Source organism: Bartonella sp. B23 (genome assembly GCF_053793815.1).
In genome coordinates, this window is record NZ_CP200033.1 from 711,781 (window position 1) to 731,922 (window position 20,142).

General features: G+C 35.4%; 17 protein-coding genes, 3 tRNA genes and 3 pseudogenes. 10 read left to right on the forward strand and 13 right to left on the reverse strand.

The window, feature by feature from the left end; translation table 11 throughout:
- Nucleotides 1–24 precede the first annotated feature (24 nt).
- From purQ to rpe, 6 genes are all read right to left on the reverse strand, one after another.
- A complete protein-coding gene (purQ, locus tag V4B17_RS03015; protein WP_455480004.1) occupies nt 25–696 on the reverse strand; it encodes a phosphoribosylformylglycinamidine synthase subunit PurQ in 672 nt (223 codons plus the stop codon).
- 12 nt (nt 697–708) lie between these two features.
- Nucleotides 709–948, reverse strand: a complete 240-nt coding sequence (purS, locus tag V4B17_RS03020; RefSeq protein ID WP_455480005.1) for a phosphoribosylformylglycinamidine synthase subunit PurS — start codon at nt 946–948, stop codon at nt 709–711.
- Between the two features lie 86 nt (nt 949–1,034).
- On the reverse strand, nt 1,035–1,799 hold the full coding sequence (gene purC, locus V4B17_RS03025) for a phosphoribosylaminoimidazolesuccinocarboxamide synthase (protein WP_455480006.1): 765 nt from the start codon (nt 1,797–1,799) through the stop codon (nt 1,035–1,037).
- Nucleotides 1,800–1,970: 171 nt separating this feature from the next.
- Complete coding sequence (locus V4B17_RS03030; protein WP_455480007.1) at nt 1,971–2,519, reverse strand: RBBP9/YdeN family alpha/beta hydrolase; 549 nt, start codon at nt 2,517–2,519, stop codon at nt 1,971–1,973.
- A 73-nt stretch (nt 2,520–2,592) separates the two neighbouring features.
- Entirely contained in the window at nt 2,593–3,897 is a 1,305-nt protein-coding gene (gene purB / locus V4B17_RS03035) for an adenylosuccinate lyase (protein WP_455480008.1), read from the reverse strand.
- Nucleotides 3,898–3,913: 16 nt separating this feature from the next.
- Complete coding sequence (rpe, locus tag V4B17_RS03040) at nt 3,914–4,582, reverse strand: ribulose-phosphate 3-epimerase (RefSeq protein ID WP_455480009.1); 669 nt, start codon at nt 4,580–4,582, stop codon at nt 3,914–3,916.
- Between the two features lie 150 nt (nt 4,583–4,732).
- On the opposite strand from rpe, the pseudogene V4B17_RS03045 reads away from it, so the two are divergent.
- Together V4B17_RS03045 and dksA are read left to right on the forward strand one after the other, a co-directional pair.
- Nucleotides 4,733–5,165 (forward strand): annotated as a pseudogene (locus tag V4B17_RS03045) (flavin reductase family protein); the annotation flags it as partial.
- 208 nt (nt 5,166–5,373) lie between these two features.
- Complete coding sequence (gene dksA / locus V4B17_RS03050) at nt 5,374–5,790, forward strand: RNA polymerase-binding protein DksA (protein WP_455480010.1); 417 nt, start codon at nt 5,374–5,376, stop codon at nt 5,788–5,790.
- A gap of 44 nt (nt 5,791–5,834) precedes the next feature.
- On the opposite strand, the gene V4B17_RS03055 is transcribed toward dksA, so the two are convergent.
- Entirely contained in the window at nt 5,835–6,356 is a 522-nt protein-coding gene (locus V4B17_RS03055) for a flagellar biosynthetic protein FliO (RefSeq protein WP_455480011.1), read from the reverse strand.
- A gap of 213 nt (nt 6,357–6,569) precedes the next feature.
- On the opposite strand from V4B17_RS03055, the gene V4B17_RS03060 reads away from it, so the two are divergent.
- A complete protein-coding gene (locus V4B17_RS03060) occupies nt 6,570–9,113 on the forward strand; it encodes an ATP-binding protein (protein WP_455480012.1) in 2,544 nt (847 codons plus the stop codon).
- Between the two features lie 273 nt (nt 9,114–9,386).
- Here V4B17_RS03060 and purN read toward each other — a convergent pair whose 3' ends face one another.
- On the reverse strand, nt 9,387–9,998 hold the full coding sequence (purN, locus tag V4B17_RS03065) for a phosphoribosylglycinamide formyltransferase (RefSeq protein ID WP_455480013.1): 612 nt from the start codon (nt 9,996–9,998) through the stop codon (nt 9,387–9,389).
- Entirely contained in the window at nt 9,995–11,080 is a 1,086-nt protein-coding gene (gene purM, locus V4B17_RS03070; protein ID WP_455480014.1) for a phosphoribosylformylglycinamidine cyclo-ligase, read from the reverse strand. Before purM ends, purN begins: the two co-directional genes overlap by 4 nt.
- A 167-nt stretch (nt 11,081–11,247) precedes the next feature.
- On the opposite strand from purM, the gene V4B17_RS03075 reads away from it, so the two are divergent.
- From V4B17_RS03075 to V4B17_RS03095, 5 genes are all read left to right on the forward strand, one after another.
- Nucleotides 11,248–12,459, forward strand: a complete 1,212-nt coding sequence (locus V4B17_RS03075; RefSeq protein ID WP_455480015.1) for an AI-2E family transporter — start codon at nt 11,248–11,250, stop codon at nt 12,457–12,459.
- Nucleotides 12,456–13,145, forward strand: coding sequence for a DnaA regulatory inactivator HdaA (gene hdaA / locus V4B17_RS03080; protein ID WP_455480016.1), 690 nt, complete (start codon nt 12,456–12,458; stop codon nt 13,143–13,145). Before V4B17_RS03075 ends, hdaA begins: the two co-directional genes overlap by 4 nt.
- Before the next feature lie 709 nt (nt 13,146–13,854).
- Nucleotides 13,855–13,931: transfer RNA gene (locus tag V4B17_RS03085), tRNA-Pro, on the forward strand.
- Nucleotides 13,932–14,020: 89 nt separating this feature from the next.
- On the forward strand, nt 14,021–14,326 hold the full coding sequence (locus V4B17_RS03090; RefSeq protein WP_455480017.1) for an ETC complex I subunit: 306 nt from the start codon (nt 14,021–14,023) through the stop codon (nt 14,324–14,326).
- Nucleotides 14,327–14,361: 35 nt separating this feature from the next.
- Nucleotides 14,362–14,438, forward strand: a tRNA-Arg gene (locus V4B17_RS03095).
- A gap of 73 nt (nt 14,439–14,511) precedes the next feature.
- Here V4B17_RS03095 and V4B17_RS03100 read toward each other — a convergent pair.
- From V4B17_RS03100 to V4B17_RS03115, 4 genes and pseudogenes are all read right to left on the reverse strand, one after another.
- Nucleotides 14,512–14,768: pseudogene (locus V4B17_RS03100) on the reverse strand (tyrosine-type recombinase/integrase); the annotation flags it as partial.
- 476 nt (nt 14,769–15,244) lie between these two features.
- Nucleotides 15,245–15,319: transfer RNA gene (locus tag V4B17_RS03105), tRNA-Val, on the reverse strand.
- 99 nt (nt 15,320–15,418) lie between these two features.
- Nucleotides 15,419–15,781, reverse strand: coding sequence for a cell cycle two-component system response regulator CpdR (gene cpdR, locus V4B17_RS03110; RefSeq protein ID WP_004858948.1), 363 nt, complete (start codon nt 15,779–15,781; stop codon nt 15,419–15,421).
- 820 nt (nt 15,782–16,601) lie between these two features.
- Nucleotides 16,602–17,519, reverse strand: a complete 918-nt coding sequence (locus V4B17_RS03115; protein WP_455480018.1) for a serine aminopeptidase domain-containing protein — start codon at nt 17,517–17,519, stop codon at nt 16,602–16,604.
- Nucleotides 17,520–17,792: 273 nt separating this feature from the next.
- On the opposite strand from V4B17_RS03115, the gene V4B17_RS03120 reads away from it, so the two are divergent.
- Nucleotides 17,793–18,251 (forward strand): Hsp20 family protein, encoded by a 459-nt coding sequence (locus V4B17_RS03120; protein WP_455480019.1) that lies wholly within the window; start codon nt 17,793–17,795, stop codon nt 18,249–18,251.
- A gap of 861 nt (nt 18,252–19,112) precedes the next feature.
- Nucleotides 19,113–19,931, forward strand: a pseudogene (locus V4B17_RS03125) (DNA adenine methylase).
- Nucleotides 19,932–20,142 lie beyond the last annotated feature (211 nt).

Consider the following 20,142-nt stretch of genomic DNA (forward strand, 5'->3'; position numbering starts at 1 on the left):
AAGAGCACGAAACCTTTTTTATCATCATCCACTCGCTAATTCTAAAACACTTTGAAAAAGTAAACGACCATCAGTACCACCATGTGCGGGTTCAATAAAATTTTCAGGATGAGGCATCATACCAAGAATATTACCAGCTTTATTGGTAATACCGGCAATATCATGAATTGAACCATTAGGGTTTGTATTTTCTGCATAGCGAAAAACAATCTGCTCATTGTTTTCCATTTGTTTCAATGTTTCATCGTCAACAAAATAATTTCCATCGTGGTGCGCAACAGGACACCGAATAATTTGTCCTCTCGAATAATACCGAGAAAATCTTGTGTTAGCATTTGCTACTTCAAGCTTTATTTCACGACAAACAAATTTTAATGAAGCATTACGCATTAAAGTACCAGGCAATAATCCAGATTCCAACAAAATTTGAAATCCATTACATATACCGATTACCGTAACACCTTTTTCTGCTTTCTCACGAACGGCTTGCAGAACTGGCGTTCGTGCACCAATAGCGCCACATCTTAAGTAGTCTCCATAAGAAAAACCACCAGGAATAACGATGACATCCACATCTGGAATTGTGGTATCCGTTTGCCAAATTTTAAATGGCTCAACTCCTGTTATGTAGTGTAATGCCGCAACCATATCGCGATCACGATTAAGTCCAGGCAATTGAATGATGGCAGTTTTCATGAAGAGACTCACTCAAAAAAGTTCTATAGTATAATTTTCAATGACAGTATTTGCCAGTAACTCTTCACACATTTTTTCAAGTTTCTGCTTTGCGGTTTCAGAAGGCTGATCATCAAGCACAATATCAAAAATCTTTCCCTGACGGACGGAATGAACGTCTCTGAAAGCTAAACTTTTTAAAGCACCAACAATTGCTTCTCCTTGTGGGTCAAGGACGCCATTTTTTAAAGTAACTGTAACGCGTGCTTTCATTTCTTATTTCCTGTTTATAAAATCCCTCTCCTTCAAGAGGTATACCTACCAATTAAATAAAGGGTAACATAACATTACCTTGTTGTTTATTTTACCAAAACTGGACCACTTGGTCGTGGAGGTTCATTCTCATTGATGATACCAAGACGTTTTGCAACCTCTTGATAAGCATTAATAAGTCCTCCCATATCACGCCGAAAACGATCCTTATCCATTTTTTCTCGTGTTTGCATATCCCATAGTCGGGAAGAATCAGGAGAGATTTCATCAGCAAGAACAATACGCATTGTTTCATCTTCCCACAAGCGACCAAACTCCATTTTAAAATCAATAAGTTGAATATTAACGCCTGCAAAAAGTCCAGAAAGAAAATCATTAATACGGATTGAAAGTTGCATAATGTCTTCAATTTCTTGTGGAACAGCCCATCCAAAGGCAGTGATATGTTCTTCAGTTACCATTGGATCGTCAAGAGAATCATTCTTATAATAAAATTCAATGATGGATTGCGAAAGGGCAGTTCCTTCTTGTAATCCCAAACGCTTAGAAAGGGAGCCAGCAGCAACGTTACGAACAACAACCTCCAATGGAATAATTTCAACGGCTTTAATGAGTTGTTCGCGCATATTTATACGCTTGATAAAATGCGTTGGGATACCCAAACGGCTAAGATGATTAAAGATATGTTCTGAAATACGGTTATTTAAAACCCCTTTTCCATCGATAACCTCATGCTTCTTTGCATTAAAGGCAGTTGCATCATCCTTAAAAAACTGAATATAGGTTCCTGGTTCAGGTCCTTCATATAAAATTTTGGCCTTGCCTTCATAAATACGGTGGCGACGATTCATTGCGATTCTCTATTTCTCTGAGAGGTTTTAATGGTATCAAGCAGGTGATATTATCTTAGTTAATAGAAATTCTCAATGATTGCCATAACACTTCTTACAACTTTTATGACATAGATTCGACCAATAAGGAATTCAATATATAGAGGGAGTAAAGAAAGCTATTTCTATAAATTAAATTTTTGCAAGAAAATGGGAAAAAATCATAAGTCCTTCAGGCCAAGGACCATGCCCTGATTCTGCATTAATGTGACCAGATTTTCCCGCATCAACAAAAAGTGCCCCCCAATCGTTGGCAAGTTTTTCTGCTACAGAAAATTGGCAAAATTCATCGTTACGACTTGCTATGACTACTGAGGAAAAAGGCAATGTTTCACGGTGGTATGGGCCGAATGTCTTCAAGTGTTTGGGACGTATTTTTTCATTGGCTACATCTGGAGGAGCAACAAAGAAAGCACCACAAACTTTTTCTGCATTTTGTAGTGTTGCATGAATAGCTGTGGGAACTCCTAATGAGTGGGCAATAATCACAACGGGTTTTTGAGCTTGCGCGATGGCAATTTTAACCTCATTAACCCATTCTTCACAAACAGGTTTTGACCAATGGTTTTGTTTAACACGGCGAGCTGTAGACAATTTTTTTTCCCAACGTGTTTGCCAATGATCAGAATCAGATCCTTTGTAGCCGGGAACAATAAGTATATCGAGTTGATTTGCTTTCATGAATTGTTTCCTTCACAACAGCTTTTATCTCATAGACGAAAACAATCTGTTGGTTTCTCGTATGCAATTTTTGTTATTCTCCAAAAACGCGTTCAAAAATTGTGTCAATATATTTGGTGTGGTAGGAAAGGTCAAATTTCTCGCGAAGTTCCTCTTCACTTAGAGCTTTTGCTATATCTTTGTCGTTGAGCAATTCTTCTAAAAAGTCTTTTCCTTGTTCCCAAACTTTCATTGCATTTCGTTGTACAATTCGGTAAGAATCTTCACGGCTCATTCCAGTTTGTGTGAGTGCTAGAAGCACACGTTGTGAGTGAATAAGACCATGAAATTTATTGAGATTTTTTTGCATGTTTTCTGGATAGACGATTAAATTTTTAACGACAGATGTCAGTCTAGCAAGAGCAAAATCAAGTGTAATGGTAGCATCAGGACCAATATATCGTTCAACGGATGAATGAGAGATATCACGTTCATGCCAAAGTGCTACATTTTCCATGGCGGGTATCACAAATGCACGCACCATACGCGCTAATCCCGTTAGGTTTTCTGTTAAAACTGGATTACGTTTATGCGGCATAGCGGATGAGCCTTTTTGTCCGGGTGAAAAGTGTTCTTCTGCTTCAAGGACTTCTGTTCGTTGTAGATGGCGTATTTCTACGGCTAATCTTTCAATAGATGAAGCGATAACACCAAGAGTGGCAAAAAACATGGCATGACGATCACGTGGTATAACCTGAGTGGAAACAGGTTCCGCACGCATCCCCAAAGCTTTTGCTACATGTTCTTCAACGCGTGGGTCAATATTAGCAAAAGTCCCTACAGCTCCTGAAATAGAACAAGTAGAAATTTCTTCTCGTGCTGCAAGAAGACGTTTGCGACAACGGAAAAATTCAGCATATGCAAGAGCAAATTTTGCTCCAAATGTTGTTGGTTCAGCATGAATGCCATGACTTCGCCCAATGGTGATCGTCTCTTTGTGTTCAAAAGCACGTTTTTTTAATGCTTCAAGAAGCTGATCTATGTCTTTTAGCAAAAGATCGCTGGCACGCATCAATTGAATATTAAGCGTTGTATCTAAAACATCTGATGATGTCATCCCTTGGTGGACAAAACGAGCTTCTGGTCCAATAAACTCAGCTAGGTGTGTCAAAAACGCTATAACATCATGCTTGGTAATCGCCTCAATTTCATTAATGCGATTGACATCAAATTCGGCTGAAGCTCCTTTTTTCCAAATAATCTTTGCTGCTTCTTTTGGAATAATTCCCAACTCAGCTAAGGCATCACAGGCATGAGCTTCAATTTCAAACCAAATACGATATTTCGTTTTAGGTGACCAAATTGCTACCATTTCAGAACGAGAGTAACGTGTTATCATAATTTTTTCCTTATCGTTAGAGAGCTGCTGCTTGGCGCAATGCATTAATACGTGTTTTGTAAAGCTCTTTGTTTCCATTTTTATAAATTGCAGAGCCTGCAACAAATACATTTGCACCAGCTTTTGCAGCTATCCCGATTGTATCAACTGTGATACCACCATCAACTTCAAGATCAATAGGTCTATTAGCAATCATGCTTTTAACACGTTTAATTTTGTCTTTCATTTCTAGAATGAAACTTTGTCCACCAAAGCCAGGATTGACGGTCATAATGAGAATAAGATCTAATTGATCAAGCAAATATTCAAGCATATATTCTGGTGTACTTGGATTGATCGCAATACCTGCTTTTTTTCCACTTTTTTTGATTGTTTGCAGTAAACGATGAAGATGGGGACTTGCTTCAGCATGAATGGTTATAATATCTGCACCCGCTTTTGCAAAAGCTTCAAGATAAAAATCTACTGGTGTAATCATCAAATGAACATCAAATATTGCTTTGGTTAATGGGCGCAGTGCTCTGACGACATCAGGACCAAAAGTAATATTAGGAACAAAATGGCCATCCATGATATCAAGATGAAGCCAATCTGCACCAGCATCGACAACATCCAATATTTCTTGTCCAAGTTTGGAAAAATCAGAAGCTAAGAGTGAAGGTGAAATAAGATAAGAATGGGGCATTAATGTCTCCTTGATTGGCTGTTTTATCATGTAATTCTGTATACTAAAATAACTTTTGTGTTATGACGTAAAAGGAAAAATACCTATTACCTATAATCAATCTTTTTATGGAAAAATTACTTGAATTTAAAAGCTGTATAAGTGAAAAATATGCTAAATCATAAAACATATTTAATGCCTAAAATTCAACATAATATTACGGTTTTCTTCGCAAGAATATCGAAATGCTATAAGCCATTTTGCAGGAGCTCTGCATGTTGTGACAACAGATAGTTTTAAGAGAAAGCGCGAAATAACAGTTTCAGCATGTTGTTATTTATTTTATGATCTTCTAACGTTTCTTGTTTACCTCATGCGACATAATCACTAAGAATCAGTCGTTTATGAGAACGGAAATTTTTATGTTAATAGCTTGGCGGAAAAACATCGTTCATTAGCAGATATTTTTGCCAAACGTGACAGTGAAACACAAGATGAACAGTTTAATATAGCATAACGGGGAATTTTGCAGACTGGTGTCCCCATTCTCTTAGACGATTTAGCATCTTTTGACTGTCGTTTGATTGTTTGGTATGAACGTGCAGCTTTTTTATAGGTTTGTAGTGATAGTCGGAAAGGGTGATTATCAATAGTTGTGCCAAGAGAGTACGTGCTATGTAAAAGGATAGTAAAGATCTAAAAAATAGCTTTAAACACATTGTTAGAGAAGTAAAAAAAGCATTTTACTCTTGTGTTGATCGCTGTTGCACAATATATAGGCTGCACATACCATATACGGAGGTTTTTATGGCATGAGCAAAGAGGTTGATGATCAATATCGTCCTAATGAAAATGAGCCTTTTATGAATGAACGACAAAAGGCGTATTTTCGTGCTAAATTGGTTTCTTGGAAAAATGATATATTAAGAGAAGCTCGTGGAACTTTAGAAAATTTGCAGGAAGAGAATGTTGGTCAGCCTGATTTGGCTGACAGAGCTTCTTGCGAAACTGATCGTACAATCGAATTACGTGCTCGTGATCGTCAGAGAAAACTCATCTCAAAAATAGATGCTGCTTTAGAGCGCATAGATAATGGGACTTATGGTTTTTGTGAGGAAACTGGCGAACCTATTGGTATAAAACGTCTTGAAGCTCGACCAATTGCAGTTCTATCACTGGAAGCACAAGAACGCCACGAACGGCGAGAAAGAGTTTATCGCGACGACTAGAAGCAGTTAACAAAATAAAGTGTACATAGCGAAAACTGCATGTTTTATTTTGGAGGAGCAGGAATAAACAAAGATGGTTCTTGCCGTCCTTCAATTTCAGCAGTGATGGCTGAATCTTTAACGTTTTTATCCATAAGAAGAGTGGTGTTTTTGTTTTTCGTATATCCTTGTTTGTTTACAGAAGAAGATCTTTTTTCTGTGGAATCTTGGGTTAGATTGTTTTCCATTGTTGTTGGTGTTGGCTGTGTTTCTATTTTTTTTGTGATAGATGCACTAGCGACATTAGATTCTACAACAATATCTGTGAACCCACCAATAAGAAGCAAATGTTCTTTATCATCACAACGTACCAAAACAAGACGACGTGCGCGATCTATAGCAATTGTCTCGCAGAGAGTTAGTCGTGATGAAGGCTTCTTTCTGTTAATACTGAATTGGCCTCTCTTTAAACAGCGCAAAGATAGGATGATCGTAGCAAGAGCTGTGAGTGTTATTATAAAAAATACAACGCCCACTACTATATTAGTGGCAGACGTGCCCATTTGGCTTGATAACCAGACATACATAGAATCCCTCCCATTTTAAGATGGAAATAATTGTTTTTCGTTGAGATAAGCTTGTAAATATACCCTTAAAAGTTTTACTTATAATATGAGAAAAGGTCTTTCAAACATTAAGTAATTTTTCTTAGGAGGATGCTATCACAGCATATACTCCATAACAATAATTATGAAGGCAATTTTTTGTACAAGAAACAACTATAATCAAGGCAAAGTGAGATGGATAAAGGTTTTGAGAATAGCGAAGGGACATTGTCTTCTTCTGCATATCGAAGAGGTATAATTCTTGGTGTCTTTTTAATAATAGCTTTTCTTTTCATTTTGGGTATTCTGAACCTTTTTTGTTCTCATGACTATTTGCAAAAGGCTGGATTGATATCTTTTTTTGCTTTAGCAGTTATAGGAGTTGCAGCGCTTATTCTAAGTGCAATGGGGTTTGTAAAATACAATGCGGCACAGCTGTATGATGAATGCGATTTTAGTATCTTTGATAATATTGATGATGTTATTGTAGTCTCTGATTTATCTGGTTTTGTTTATTATTCTAATCAAAATTATCGAAAAATTCTTACCTATAAGCCTCAGTCCTCTTGTTATGTGGTTATTGCTAATCTTCCAGGAGCTGATGCACTTTCTTACCGTTTAAAGGTTGCGGCATATAGTGATCTTGCTGCACAAGAAGAACTGAGAGTGGAACAATCGATTTTTTCTCATACTATACAAAAAAAAACCGTTTGGTATAACATCTCTGTTCAACCAATCAAAAAGCGAGATAAAAAGCTTTTATTTTGGCGCATTACTGATATTTCCCATTTACAGGAATGTCGTGAAGTTTTTTTCTCAAATCTTCAAGAAGCCATCAATCACTTGGATCAGGTGCCTGTTGGTTTTTTATCCGTTAATGCACAAGGAACAATTCTTTATGAAAATGCAATTTTTGCTGAATGGTTTTCAATTGATTTGGCAAATTTTACAGTTGGTCAGCATAGTTTTGATCAATTGTTTAATAGCGTTGGAGCTAACAGTACATGGAGTGATATTTGTTTGCAAAGCAACAAATATCAACGTTCAGGTTATTCTTTGCCTTATACGTTTTCATTATGTTTAAATTCAGAAACTGCTGATAAGAAAATATTGAATTGTTTTATGTATGCTTCTTCTCTCTTAGAAGATGACGCTATTTATCGTATTGTGATAATCCCACAGCAAATACAAAATAGAGAAAGCGATGCTCAGTTAAAATTACCCAGTGTATTGGTAGAGTATTTTAATGCGAGTCCCTTTGCAATAGCCGTGCTGGATCAGAAAGGACAATCGATTTATATGAATAATGCCTTTTCATCACTTATAGGATGCATGGACAAAACTATTAATCTTTATGATGTTGTATCGCGCAGCGATTGTACGAAGTTAGAGAATGCGTTTCAAAAAATTATGAAAAATAAAGATTATGCAGTTTCGATAGAAACTGTTTTAGAAAACAATGAAGAACGTCATTTACGTCTCCATGTTATGTCTATAAAGCCATATTATGATGATGTCTTAAGAAATTCCGTCATCATCTCTGTTATAGAAACAACAGAACAAAAAACACTTGAAGATAAAATGGTACAAAGTCAAAAAATGCAAGCCATTGGGCAATTAGCTGGTGGTATTGCTCATGATTTTAATAATGTTTTAACAGCAATTTTGATGTCATGTGATCTTCTTTTAAACACACATCGTAGTTCTGATCCTGCACATGCTGATCTTATCAATATCAAAAATAATGCTAACCGTGCAGCAGCACTTGTGCAGCAATTATTGGCTTTTTCTAGAAAACAAACACTTTGTCCTGAACATGTTGATTTTACTGAATTTTTATCAGATATCCGTAACCTTATTTTGCCCCTTTTAGGAAATAATATTCAATTAAAAATTATTCATGGTAGGGATTTGTGGAGCGTTGAAATTGATCAAACATCTTTCCAGCGTGTGATTATGAATTTGGTTATTAATGCGCGTGATGCTATGCCAGACGGAGGTGTTGTTACAATTGCGACAAATAATATTACAAAACAACAAAGTGCTGAATTTGATCATGTCGATTTTGAAATTAGTGAGTATGTACAATTGACCATTTCAGATACGGGGACTGGTATATCATCTGCTATACAAGAAAAAATGTTTGAACCATTTTTTACAACAAAAGAAGTTGGAAAAGGAACTGGACTTGGTTTATCAATGGTTTATGGAATTATAAAACAGACAGGTGGTTATATTTATTGTGATAGTAGAGAGGGGGAAGGTGCAACATTTCATATTTTTCTTCCCCGTTACATTTCTCCTGATAATGTAAAAATTTTTCCACAGATTGAAAAAGGTAAAGAGCAAGAAAAAAATACAGACCTAACAGGATCTGCAACTGTTTTGTTGGTGGAAGATGAAGATGCTGTCAGAATGGGTGGGATAAAAGCACTTCAAATGAGAGGGTATACTGTTTTAGAGGCCGCAAGTGGAGCAGAAGCACTCAAAATTCTTGAGGAAAAAAGCGGGGCTATTGATATTATTGTTTCTGATGTGGTGATGCCAGAAATAGATGGACCAACTTTGTTCAAGGAAGTACGTAAAAATTATCCTGGTATCAAATTTCTTTTTGTTTCTGGGTATACAAAAGATGCATTTGCTAAAAATCTTCCTCAAGATGCTGTTTTTGGATTTTTATCTAAGCCTTTTACACTCAAACAGTTATCCCTAACAGTTAAAGAAATACTTTCAAAATAAAATGAAAATTTATCCGATAGCAAAATTGTTCATTTTCAGTTTTTCTAGACTCAAAGTTAGAATATCTTGAAAAATAAGTAGAGCAATACGTAAAATCATTGAAGTAAATAAGTAAAAATAATTTTGGAATTGAATATTAGAAATTTTAAAAAGGATCATGCATTTCCCATGAAAAATGTTTGCTGGGCTAATGGAATTTAGTCATGTCAAAATCTCATAATAGAGGAGGCGAAGGCAAATTGGGATGCAATGTTGAAAAATGCTGATTGACACTCAAAAAGATAAAAGTTGTTGTTGAGTATTTATTATTTTACTGTTTCCTTCAATAAATGCTTTTAAGGCCTTGGGATAGAGTTTATGTTCGGCTTTAAGGACTCTTTGTGCTAAGCTATCAGCGGTATCATTGGGACAAACTCGAACAGCCGCTTGAGCGAGAATCTTTCCCGAATCCATTTCTTCTGCTACAAGATGAACAGTGCAACCGGTGATTTTTACGCCCGCTTGTAAAACCCTTTCGTGCGTGTTTAAACCTTTAAATGAAGGCAAAAGGGAAGGGTGAATGTTTAAAATTTGTCCTTCATAAAGTTTCACAAAACGCGGTGAAATGAGGCGCATATAGCCAGCAAAGCAGAGAAGATCTGGTTGATATTGAGCCAAAATTGTGAAAATGGATTCTTCATGTGCTTCCCTAGTTGGATAACTTTTGCGGTCGACAACATGAACAGACAAGTTATTGTGACAAGCCTTTTCAATGCCTGTAGCATGAGGATTATCACAAATAATTGCAACAATTTCAGCAGGGTATTCTTTCTGTTTGCAGGCTTTTGCAAGGGAAACCATATTGGATCCGTTTCCAGAAATAAAAACAACAATTTGTTTTTTCATAATTGAAGCACACCTTTATAGAGTATTCCTTTATCTTGACGTTTTGTCAAAATGCCGAGAGGAGTAACTGTTTCCCCTTGTATTTTAAGTTCTTGCGTAACTTTTTCAACTGCGTGTTGTGCTACAATAACAACCATACCAACGCCGCAATTGAATGTCCGTAGCATTTCTGTTTGTTCTATTTTACCTTGTTTAGCAATCCATGAGAAGACGGGTGGAACATGAATGGTAGAAAGATTTATTTCAGCGCAGAGGGAAGATGGAAGTATTCGTGGAATGTTTTCAGTAAATCCTCCACCTGTAATATGGGCAAGAGCTTTGATCCCTTGGTAATTTTGCATAATGGGGAGGAGCGATTTTACATAAATGCGTGTTGGTGTGAGCAATGCTGTACCAAAGCTTGTTTGAGGATTAAAAGGAGCAGGATCTTGCCATCTTAGATTACTTTGGTGAATGATTCGTCTTACGAGAGAAAAGCCGTTGGAATGAATTCCAGATGCGCTAAGACCTAAAATGATGTCACCCTCTTTAAGATTTCTTGAAGGAAGTAATGCGTTGCGTTCGCATGCTCCTACAGCAAAGCCTGCTAAATCATAATCTCCTTCTGCATACATACCAGGCATTTCTGCAGTTTCTCCTCCAATAAGGGCTGCACCTGCTTGTTTACATCCCTCAGCAATACTAGAAACAATTGTAGCACCTTGTTCAGGATCAAGTTTACTCGTTGCAAAATAATCTAGAAAAAAGAGGGGTTCAGCGCCTTGTACGAGTAAATCATTGACGCACATGGCTACGAGATCAATGCCCACAGTATCATGGACACCTACTTCAATGGCAATTTTTAATTTTGTTCCTACACCATCATTGGCTGCCACGAGAATGGGATCTGTGAATCCTGCTGCTTTTAAATCAAAAAGGCCACCAAAGCCGCCAATTTCGCCATCTGCTCCTGCCCGTTTTGTCGAGCGTATAAAGGGTTTAATTTTTTCTACCATAGCATTACCTTTATCGATGTTTACACCAGTTTTTGCGTAGGTAAGACCACACTCGAATTTATCATTTATAATATCTTGATTGCTCATTGGAGCCTTCCTTATGAAAAATCAGGTTTTGATGTTATGCAATGCCATGAGAGAGTTATCTCTGCAAGAGATATTGATACTACGATTTCAAGAAAATAAGCAGCTCTGCTTGTGTCCTATGTTGAAGAAGCTTATATTCTCCGTAAAAAGTTTTTTTAGGACATTTTATGAATACAATACCAGATAATCACGAACAGCCTTTTTGGCAGCCTATGAAAAAAAAAGTGCACGATGATGGATCTCGTGGCCGTTATAAGACCTATGTACCAGCTTATACCCAAATACCTTTACCAAATAATATGAAAAGGCAAATTTTTTTCTGGCTTAGTACATTGATTTTTTTCATTTTTTTTATGTTTGTTTTTGGATCAATTTTGCTTCCTTTCGTAGCTGGGATTGTATTGGCTTATTTTCTTAATCCCATTGTTCAATTGCTTGAAAAACTTGGTATTCGTCGTGTTTTTGGTACCATCCTTATTACTTTGTTTATTATCATTATTTTTGTTGCTGCTTTAATCATTTTAATTCCTGTTATTAGTTGGCAAATACAGCAATTTGTGAGTAATGGTTTACCTGTTTACATTAATCGTATTCAAACTTTTTTTGTTAATCATGATTTCGATTGGGTTAGGCGTTATTTTGGCAGTGATCCAAGTGAATTACAAAGCAATATTAAAGGGCTTTTGGGAAAAAGTTCTGATTTTATCACATCTCTATTAAATTCACTTTTAAAGTCAGGAAAATCTATCGTTAATCTTGTCAGCTTATTTGTTGTAGCACCTGTAGTGGCATTTTATATGTTGTTAGATTGGCCACGTATGGTTGCAGCAATTGATTCGTTAATACCGCGAGATCATCTTGAAACTGTCCGCAGTATTTTTCATGAAATGGATAGAGCTATCGCTGGCTTTGTTCGTGGACAAGGAACAGTTTGTTTAATATTGGGGGGATATTATGCTATTGGTCTGACCATCACAGGGCTTAATTTTGGTCTTTTGATTGGTATGTTTATTGGACTTATCAGCTTTGTTCCATATATTGGTACAATGAGTGGTTTTGTTCTCTCTGTTGGAATTGCATGGATCCAATTCTACCCAAATAATTGGGGATGGATCGTTGTTGTTATGGTTCTCTTTTTAGTTGGTCAATTTGTTGAAGGTTACATTCTTCAACCAAAACTTGTGGGATCATCAGTGGGACTACATCCGGTGTGGTTGATGTTTGCACTTTTTGCTTTTTCTTCACTCTTTGGTTTTACAGGTATGCTTGTTGCTGTTCCTGCGGCGGCAGCTGTTGGTGTTTTGGTTCGTTTTTCTATTCATACTTATCTTAATTCTCAGATGTATTCACGAGATAAAAATTCGGAGTCTCCAGAATGAACAGGCGTGAAACACAATTACCCTTAAATTTTCCTTATAACCCAGTTTTCCAATTTGACGACTTGGTGGTAACAGAAAGCAACCGTATGGCTTTCCAACTCATTGATAATTGGCCGAACTGGATTTTACCTGTTGCGGTTTTGGTGGGAAAAGAAGGAGCTGGAAAAACACACTTTTCTAGCATATGGGCACAGAAAGTTGACGCTTTAACTCTTCATCGTAATGAAATTGATCAAGCCGTTACTATTGCTTCTTCAGGAAAATCATTTTTGATTGAAGATATTGATTCGGGTAAAATTAGTGAAACAGGACTTTTTCACTTGATCAATAGCGTTAAGCAAGCCAATCTTGATACACTTAAAGCTACTTTGTTGATAACCGCACGTACAATACCCTCAGCGTGGAATTTAAAATTAAATGATCTAAAAAGTCGTCTTAATTCGGTTATGTTAGTTGTAATCAATCAACCTGATGATGCACTGTTAACAGCGGTTGCTTTTAAACTTTTTTCTGATAAACAGATTATTGTTCCTCCAGATATTGTTCACTATCTTACAAGCCGTTGTGAACGTTCTTTATTTTCACTAAAATGTGTTATTGATTCTGTTGACCGCTTAGCATTACAAAGAAAAAGCAAAATAACGCGTGCCGTTATTAACGAAGTCCTTAATATGCAAATACAGTAAATATTTTTTGGATATGGCGCAAATTATTTAATAAAAATGCCTGTGCCTTGTTGCCATTATAGTGTGCAGGTACAAATACATTTATTCGAATTTTCTGTTTTTTAGTACCTGTCAAGAGTAAATAAGCAGTATGTTTTCATTTACTCTTTTTTCATATGATGCATCTTCCTTTTTATAATATTCATAATACATTCATTCAATTTGTTTTGATATTTATAATTTATGATGTTGTATTTTTTCTTGTTTGTACAAGAGTATTTAAACATTTTAAAATGATTTTAGAGAAGAGAAATTTTTTCTTTTTCCTATTAAGGGAAGTGTTTGTTTTTTAGTTTCTACATTGGTCTCGTAAGTGAGAATAGAATTTTAAAAATAAAAGCGATTGGAAGGAGAAAATGGCAAAATACCATACCATTTTTTTTATAAGGCCTACTTAGGTATCTTTAGTATTGAAATTTTTCTCGAAGCAATATGAGAATTGCGGGAATCTAACCAAAGAAATCTGTTGCTTGTTAGCATGGGGGTGTTTTTTTCTTTTGTAGATATTATTTTCTTAATTGCTGTCAATGAAGTGTATTATTTGGCAAAAAATGAAATTTAGAAAAGTTTTTTCTTGTAAAGAAATACAAGAAAATTAAAAAAAGTGTGTTTTTCTCTTGCACTTCTGCCATGAAAATTTTAGGGAATGTGCATTAGTGATTATAAACAGCGGAGCGTAGCGCAGCTTGGTAGCGCACCTGATTTGGGATCAGGGGGTCGTAGGTTCAAATCCTATCGCTCCGACCATATTTTTTTGTGTGAAAGAATGGTTCGATTAAGTGCATGTAGTGAGAAATGGTCATTCAAGCGTTGTAGTAGTCTGAAGGAAGCTAGTTATGATTGCGCGTATTTATAACCCTGCGAAGACAGCTATGCAGTCGGGCAGGAGGAATGCTGATTTTTGGATTTTGGAATATGAGCCGTTACAAACAAAAATGCTTGAACCTCTTATGGGGTATACGGCAGTATCTGACATGAGGAGTCAGATAAAGCTTCGATTTGATAGGCAGGAAGAGGCTGTCGCCTTCGCTTGTAGGAATGGTATTCCTTATCGTGTAGAGAAAGCGCATAAATCGATTCGGCGTATCATCTCTTATTCTGATAACTTTCGCAGCGATAGATATCAGCCTTGGACGCATTGAGTTAAGAATGTTATTGTGAATTGAAAAAATCAATTGGTCCCGTAGCTCAGTTGGATAGAGCAACGGCCTTCTAAGCCGTGGGTCACAGGTTCGAATCCTGTCGGGATCGCCATATTTTAAATAAAATCAATGAGATTATAAAAATGCAGAATTTTTTATTTTATTGATTCTATTAGCTTATTTTTCTATCTATCCCGAAGCTTTTTGATTGATTCTAAAGCGAGTTTTTTGCGGTCGGCACTCTTAGTATAGAGTGATGCCGTTTTATCTTCACTCCAGTCGAAAAGCGCTTTCATTCATGAAACTGTGGCACCCGCATTAGCAGAACGTGTTATTGCTGATTTTTGCATTCCTCTCTGGTTACACGCTTCATGAAAGTGATTACTTCAAAACTTTCTTTAGTGAACTTGTTTTTGCCTTTTTTACAAATAAACATTTCATCTTAGCTGAAATAATTTAGAGTGTTTCTATTCATTCAAGAAAAATAAAAAAGACACCTATTCAAAGGTTAAAAGATAAAAAAATTTTCCTAATTATATATTAAAATGTTATGTGAATAAAATCTAAGTTACTTCTATTTATGTGTTTTAAAGCAGTTATTTCCTTTTTTTAAATTTTAGTAGGCGTGTGATACCAATGAAAAAAATTAATTTTTATCATGACTTTCTATTCTTTTAACCTTTATTGTAAAGTAACTGTAGTGTGTTATTATGCTAAAATATTTTGGTAAAAAATTTTCTCTAATTAGTAGTAAAAAAGAATCATAGAGCAGTAGTTAGATTGGGAGACAACAGCACTTTTGAGAAACGCACTTCACGGAGCGAATGTTGAAAAACCTTCTTTTAACTCGTCACCTGCAGATTCTTTACCTTTAAGAGATATATAAAAATAATAATCTATTTGTGGCATAAAGTTAAATGGTGGGCGTGACAGGGATTGAACCTGTGACCCCTACGATGTCAACGTAGTGCTCTCCCGCTGAGCTACACGCCCATTCAATGGCATTGCCATACACCACATAGAATTACAAACGTCAATGCCTAATTTAGTTTTTTATTTAGGCACGCATGAATAACTTAGAAAAATACTCTTTTAAGCAGCTATGAGTATTTTTTCAACCTCATTCACAAGTTCACGCAGGTGAAAGGGCTTAGAAAGCACTTTTGCATCTGGAGGAGCATCACTATTTGAATTGAGTGCTACTGCTGCAAAGCCTGTAATGAACATCACTCGTAAATCAGGATCAATTTCAGTAGCACGTCGTGCTAATTCAATTCCATCCATTTCTGGCATCACAATATCAGTAAGGAGAAGGGAAAATGGCTCCTCTTGTAAACGTTCATATGCGCTAGCACCATTATCGAAATCGGCGACTTCATAGCCGGCACGTTCCAAAGCTTTTGCTAAAAAGCGGCGCATATCATTATCATCTTCTGCGAGTAGAATTCGTTTCATGATTATGTTCCAATAGCTCCATTCGTCAGAGTTTTTGCCATATCAATTATACAATACAGAGTATTTATAAAAAAGATGATAAAATGCTCATAATTGGAATGAATGGTAAAATTGTTGATTCTTACATTATTTTCAAGCATACGGCATATTAGTTGTGAGTTGGTTAAATTTGAAACGTATGTGATACGAGAAGAGAGAAGCAGTGTGTAAATACTCTAAACATAATTAATGGCAGTTTTTTCTTCTTTTTAATTTTTTCATTCTGGATAGACCTCCATTGAAGGACATACAAGGACATTTTGCTTTAAAGACTAGTTTTGTATTAAAAAATGAGAAAAGCGCTATATTATTGCCATTTTTGAGAAATCACACGACAACAATGATTTTTTGCCGCTGTTTATCTTTCATGCACTTTCTAAATATACCTTGTAAATATATTAATTTCGTTTTCTAAAATATTTATTCTAAACAGATAAAATTTATAATTTTTCTATGATATAAATTAATAGTGAATTATTCTTAATAATACACTGAAAATATAGCTTTGGTGTTCTTCATATTACATTAGCATTTTTCTTAGAATCATTTTTATTTTTTGCAAAATGTATTAGTTATTATGAATTACTCTGTAATTAATTATTTTATTTCCTAATTTAAAATTAACATTTTCACGTTCTCAATTGCGTGACAGAAACTTCGTTAAAAACTTCATTACAAAATACAAAAAAGATATTCTTAAATAAAATTATCCATATTTCTATTTAAAAAAATAAATATCCTATCTTTTTATCGTATTAAATCATGGTGTTACTGAGAGATATTAACTTATAGGTATATCACCTGGAATAAATGCATCAAACGCAGCCCAAAATTGTTTTTTGTAATTTTCTTCATGCATAATTGTATCAAGTTCAGCACCTGTAATGGTAATACTATCTGTCAGGCGTGTGTGTTGGCATAATTGTCGTACTTCAATATTGTTCGCAATATTGTTTTGGTTAGCGAGAATAAACAGTGTTGGGATTTGTAAATGCCCGCGAAGTATATTTTTCTTCATAGCATCAATCGCATTGAGCACTGATGCCATCCATCGGGATGTTGGGGGCTTGGAAAAGGAGAACGGTGCTTTATGAGTGCGCCAAAATTGCACATTTTTTTGTTTTGTTTGTCTGAGTTTTTTCCCACCTTTAGCTGGCAAAAATCCAAGACCTACGTCAGAGAGAAATTGTGCTAATTTATGTTGAAAACTATTCGTTTTATTGCCAAACGGAGAAAAAAGAGGAGAAATGCAGAGCATTTTATTAAACTGATTGTTAATGAGATCCAGTCCACTAAGTGCTATCAAACCACCCATACCATAAGTTAGCATGTAATAAGGCGGAGGGCAGTTAGGATATACAATTTTTTTAAGAAATTCATCTAAGTCTTTAATATTATTATTAATATTAAAATAATGATATCGATTTTGTTTTTTTGTATTGAATTGTGATTTTTCTCGACCAAACCAATCAAATATTGCTGTATGAAAACCACGTTTAGAAATTTTATCCATTGGTAACAAATATTCTTCTATAGTATTTTCATAGCTTTCGAGGATAACAATTGTCCCCTTAGATTTTTCTCTTTCGGGATATGTTATTGCAAAACGAATTTCACGATCTTCGGTTACTTTAAGATAACTACTACGGATACTAAGAGGAATGGAACTCAATTCTGTTAGATAAAGGGGCATTTCCAATTGACATCCTTTACAGTGTATTTTGCGACTTATTGCAAAGTGAGATAACGAGAGGACGGACATTTATTGAATGATGAAAAAGGGTTTAAAAACGGTTATATTATTTTTCTGTATTATTATAAATTTAAGCACAAAAGTGTTGAAATAGGATAAAATGATTACCAAATAAATAATGCGGTCGCCATTCTGGGATCGCTGGTTCACGGGTTAAGTTTGCCATTTGGGAGCTTCGTGAGTCAATTAATTATAGTCGCTCTAAAGGAGGGCAATATTATGCGTCAAATAGATTTTTCGCCGTTTTATCGTTCAACAGTAGGTTTTGATCATCTTTTAAACTGGTTTGATTCCAGGACACAACCCGATGATGTTTCTTCTTATCCACCCTATAACATTGAGCGTTTGGATGAAGATTCTTATAGAATTTCTATGGCTGTTGCCGGTTTTTCTCAAAATGAAATCGATATAGAAACGCATTGCAATCAACTGATCGTTAAGGGTGAGAAGAATCCTGAAAATGATGATAAAGAAAGAGAATTTCTTTATCGAGGAATTGCTTCACGTGCTTTTGAGCGGCGTTTTCACTTAGCTGATCATGTTAAGGTTACTGGAGCAGAGTTTGGCGATGGCCTCCTTCATATTCAGCTTAAAAGAGAAATGCCAGCTGAATTAAAACCAAAAAAGATAACTGTACAGGCATCATCATCTGCCGTAAAAGATGATAGCAGTTCATAGCATGTGAAAAGCAAACTTAAAAATTAAAAACTAGAATGATCGTCAGTTCTTCAAAATAGCAAAACAACGCGAGATCTTTGTCTCGCGTTTTTTATTTTTTTATCAAAAAAAAGGAATTTAAATGTCCTCTGTTCTCAATTTGTAGTAATTATTTCATTATGTACCGTTGTACACAGAGGAAGTTTTTAAAGATTCACCCGGATGCAAGAACAATAAGCTAACTGTCATTTCTCATTATATTTTATACTAAGTAGGGAGATGTTGGATTGAATAAAAATACGTAGTAATTTGTTGTTTTTATGTACAATTTTTACCATTGAATGCGTATTTTATCAAAATGGATCTTGATACCTAAAATTGTAAAAAAGAATGAAAAATCAGACAAATCGTAAAATCGATTCCAAAAACAGTTTAAAAATGACCAAAAAAGCAAAAAAGATATGTTTCATATGGTATGATTTTTATTATTTTAATAAATAATCTTTTAAAAACAGTTAGTTAATTTAATTTTTAATATAAGATAAAACGCGCCCATATTTTTCATTTTAGAAAGGAATTAATCCGTATTTTGTGTGGTTTATAGATGTGCTTTTTCAGTTCTAATTTGCCGTTTTAAGTGCAGTATTAGAAGAGACAAAGATATCTTCAGGGGAAAGTTTTATTTTCTCATCACAGTATCCCAGTATAAGCCATACAACCGAATTTCTTCAGAAGAGCAAAATGGATAACTTGTCGTTTAAAACCCACTGCTTTAGCTATGTCTGTGAATATTTTACCAAGAAACATTGCATATTTTTTCATATTTAGAGAGAATAGAGGCTGTAGGTTCACTTATACATGTTTTATAAGTTCCTACAAATTATGGACACAATTTATTCAGAAACATCACAATCTGTTTTTGCTGTGACACCAGCAGCTGTTTATGTTTGTGGCAAGGGAATATTGGCCAAAATCCTTGTCAAAATTTTGAATAGATTCCGCACAATGCTTATGCTGAACTTTTATTGGAATGGGAGGAATTTTCTTTAGGAGAACATTGATACCAGTTGTGGAAATCATCCCTGATCGCTCAGGGGAGATGTGATCAATTTTTTCAGAGTTTTGCAACGCCATTATCGGCCTTTTATGGATATGCTAAAGTTCCAAATCAGCATCCGTTAGGCATTTCAACGTCTCTCACGGCAAGAGCAAAAGGATTTAACCGATTTAGAGCGTGTTGTTCGGTTTTTGTATTTGCAACGGTCAAGTTTTAGCGGCAAGGTGGTAAAGCGCACATTTGGCGTTGAAACGAGCTGTGGTGCACGGTTTAATTATTTTAAGGTTGAAGCGTCATTAGAGCTTCTTTGCCAGCGCTTGGCAAGGGTTGCGATTGAAAATACAGATTGGTCAGACTTTATTCTTCGCTATGATAAATAAAACGTTTTGTTTTACCTTGATCCGCCTTATTGGGGTGCTGAGAATTACTATGGAAAGGATTTGTTTAAACGAGAAGATTATCAGGTGATGGCTACGATTCTTGCGTAATTAAAGGGCAAGTTTCTTCTTTCTTTAAATGACGTACCAAAAATTCGGAAAACCTTTAGTCAATTCCATATAAAATAGGTCACCACATCTTATTTATGTGGCAGCTCAAATAATGCTATTGCTAAAGAACTGATCATCACGAATTGCGATTTTTAATAGAAAAAAGACTCTTTGAAAGGCCTGTGAAGATCCTTTAAAGCCACCTTGAAAACCCTGTGAAAAAATAAATCTGTACAAAACGAGGCAGCAAGCTACAAGGAAAAATATGACATCGCGAAAAACATCGCCAAATATGCAGAATTATCTTGCTTATTCGCATGAAACCGTATTTTTATGGCTATATTGATTTCTTTACTTTTTAATTCGT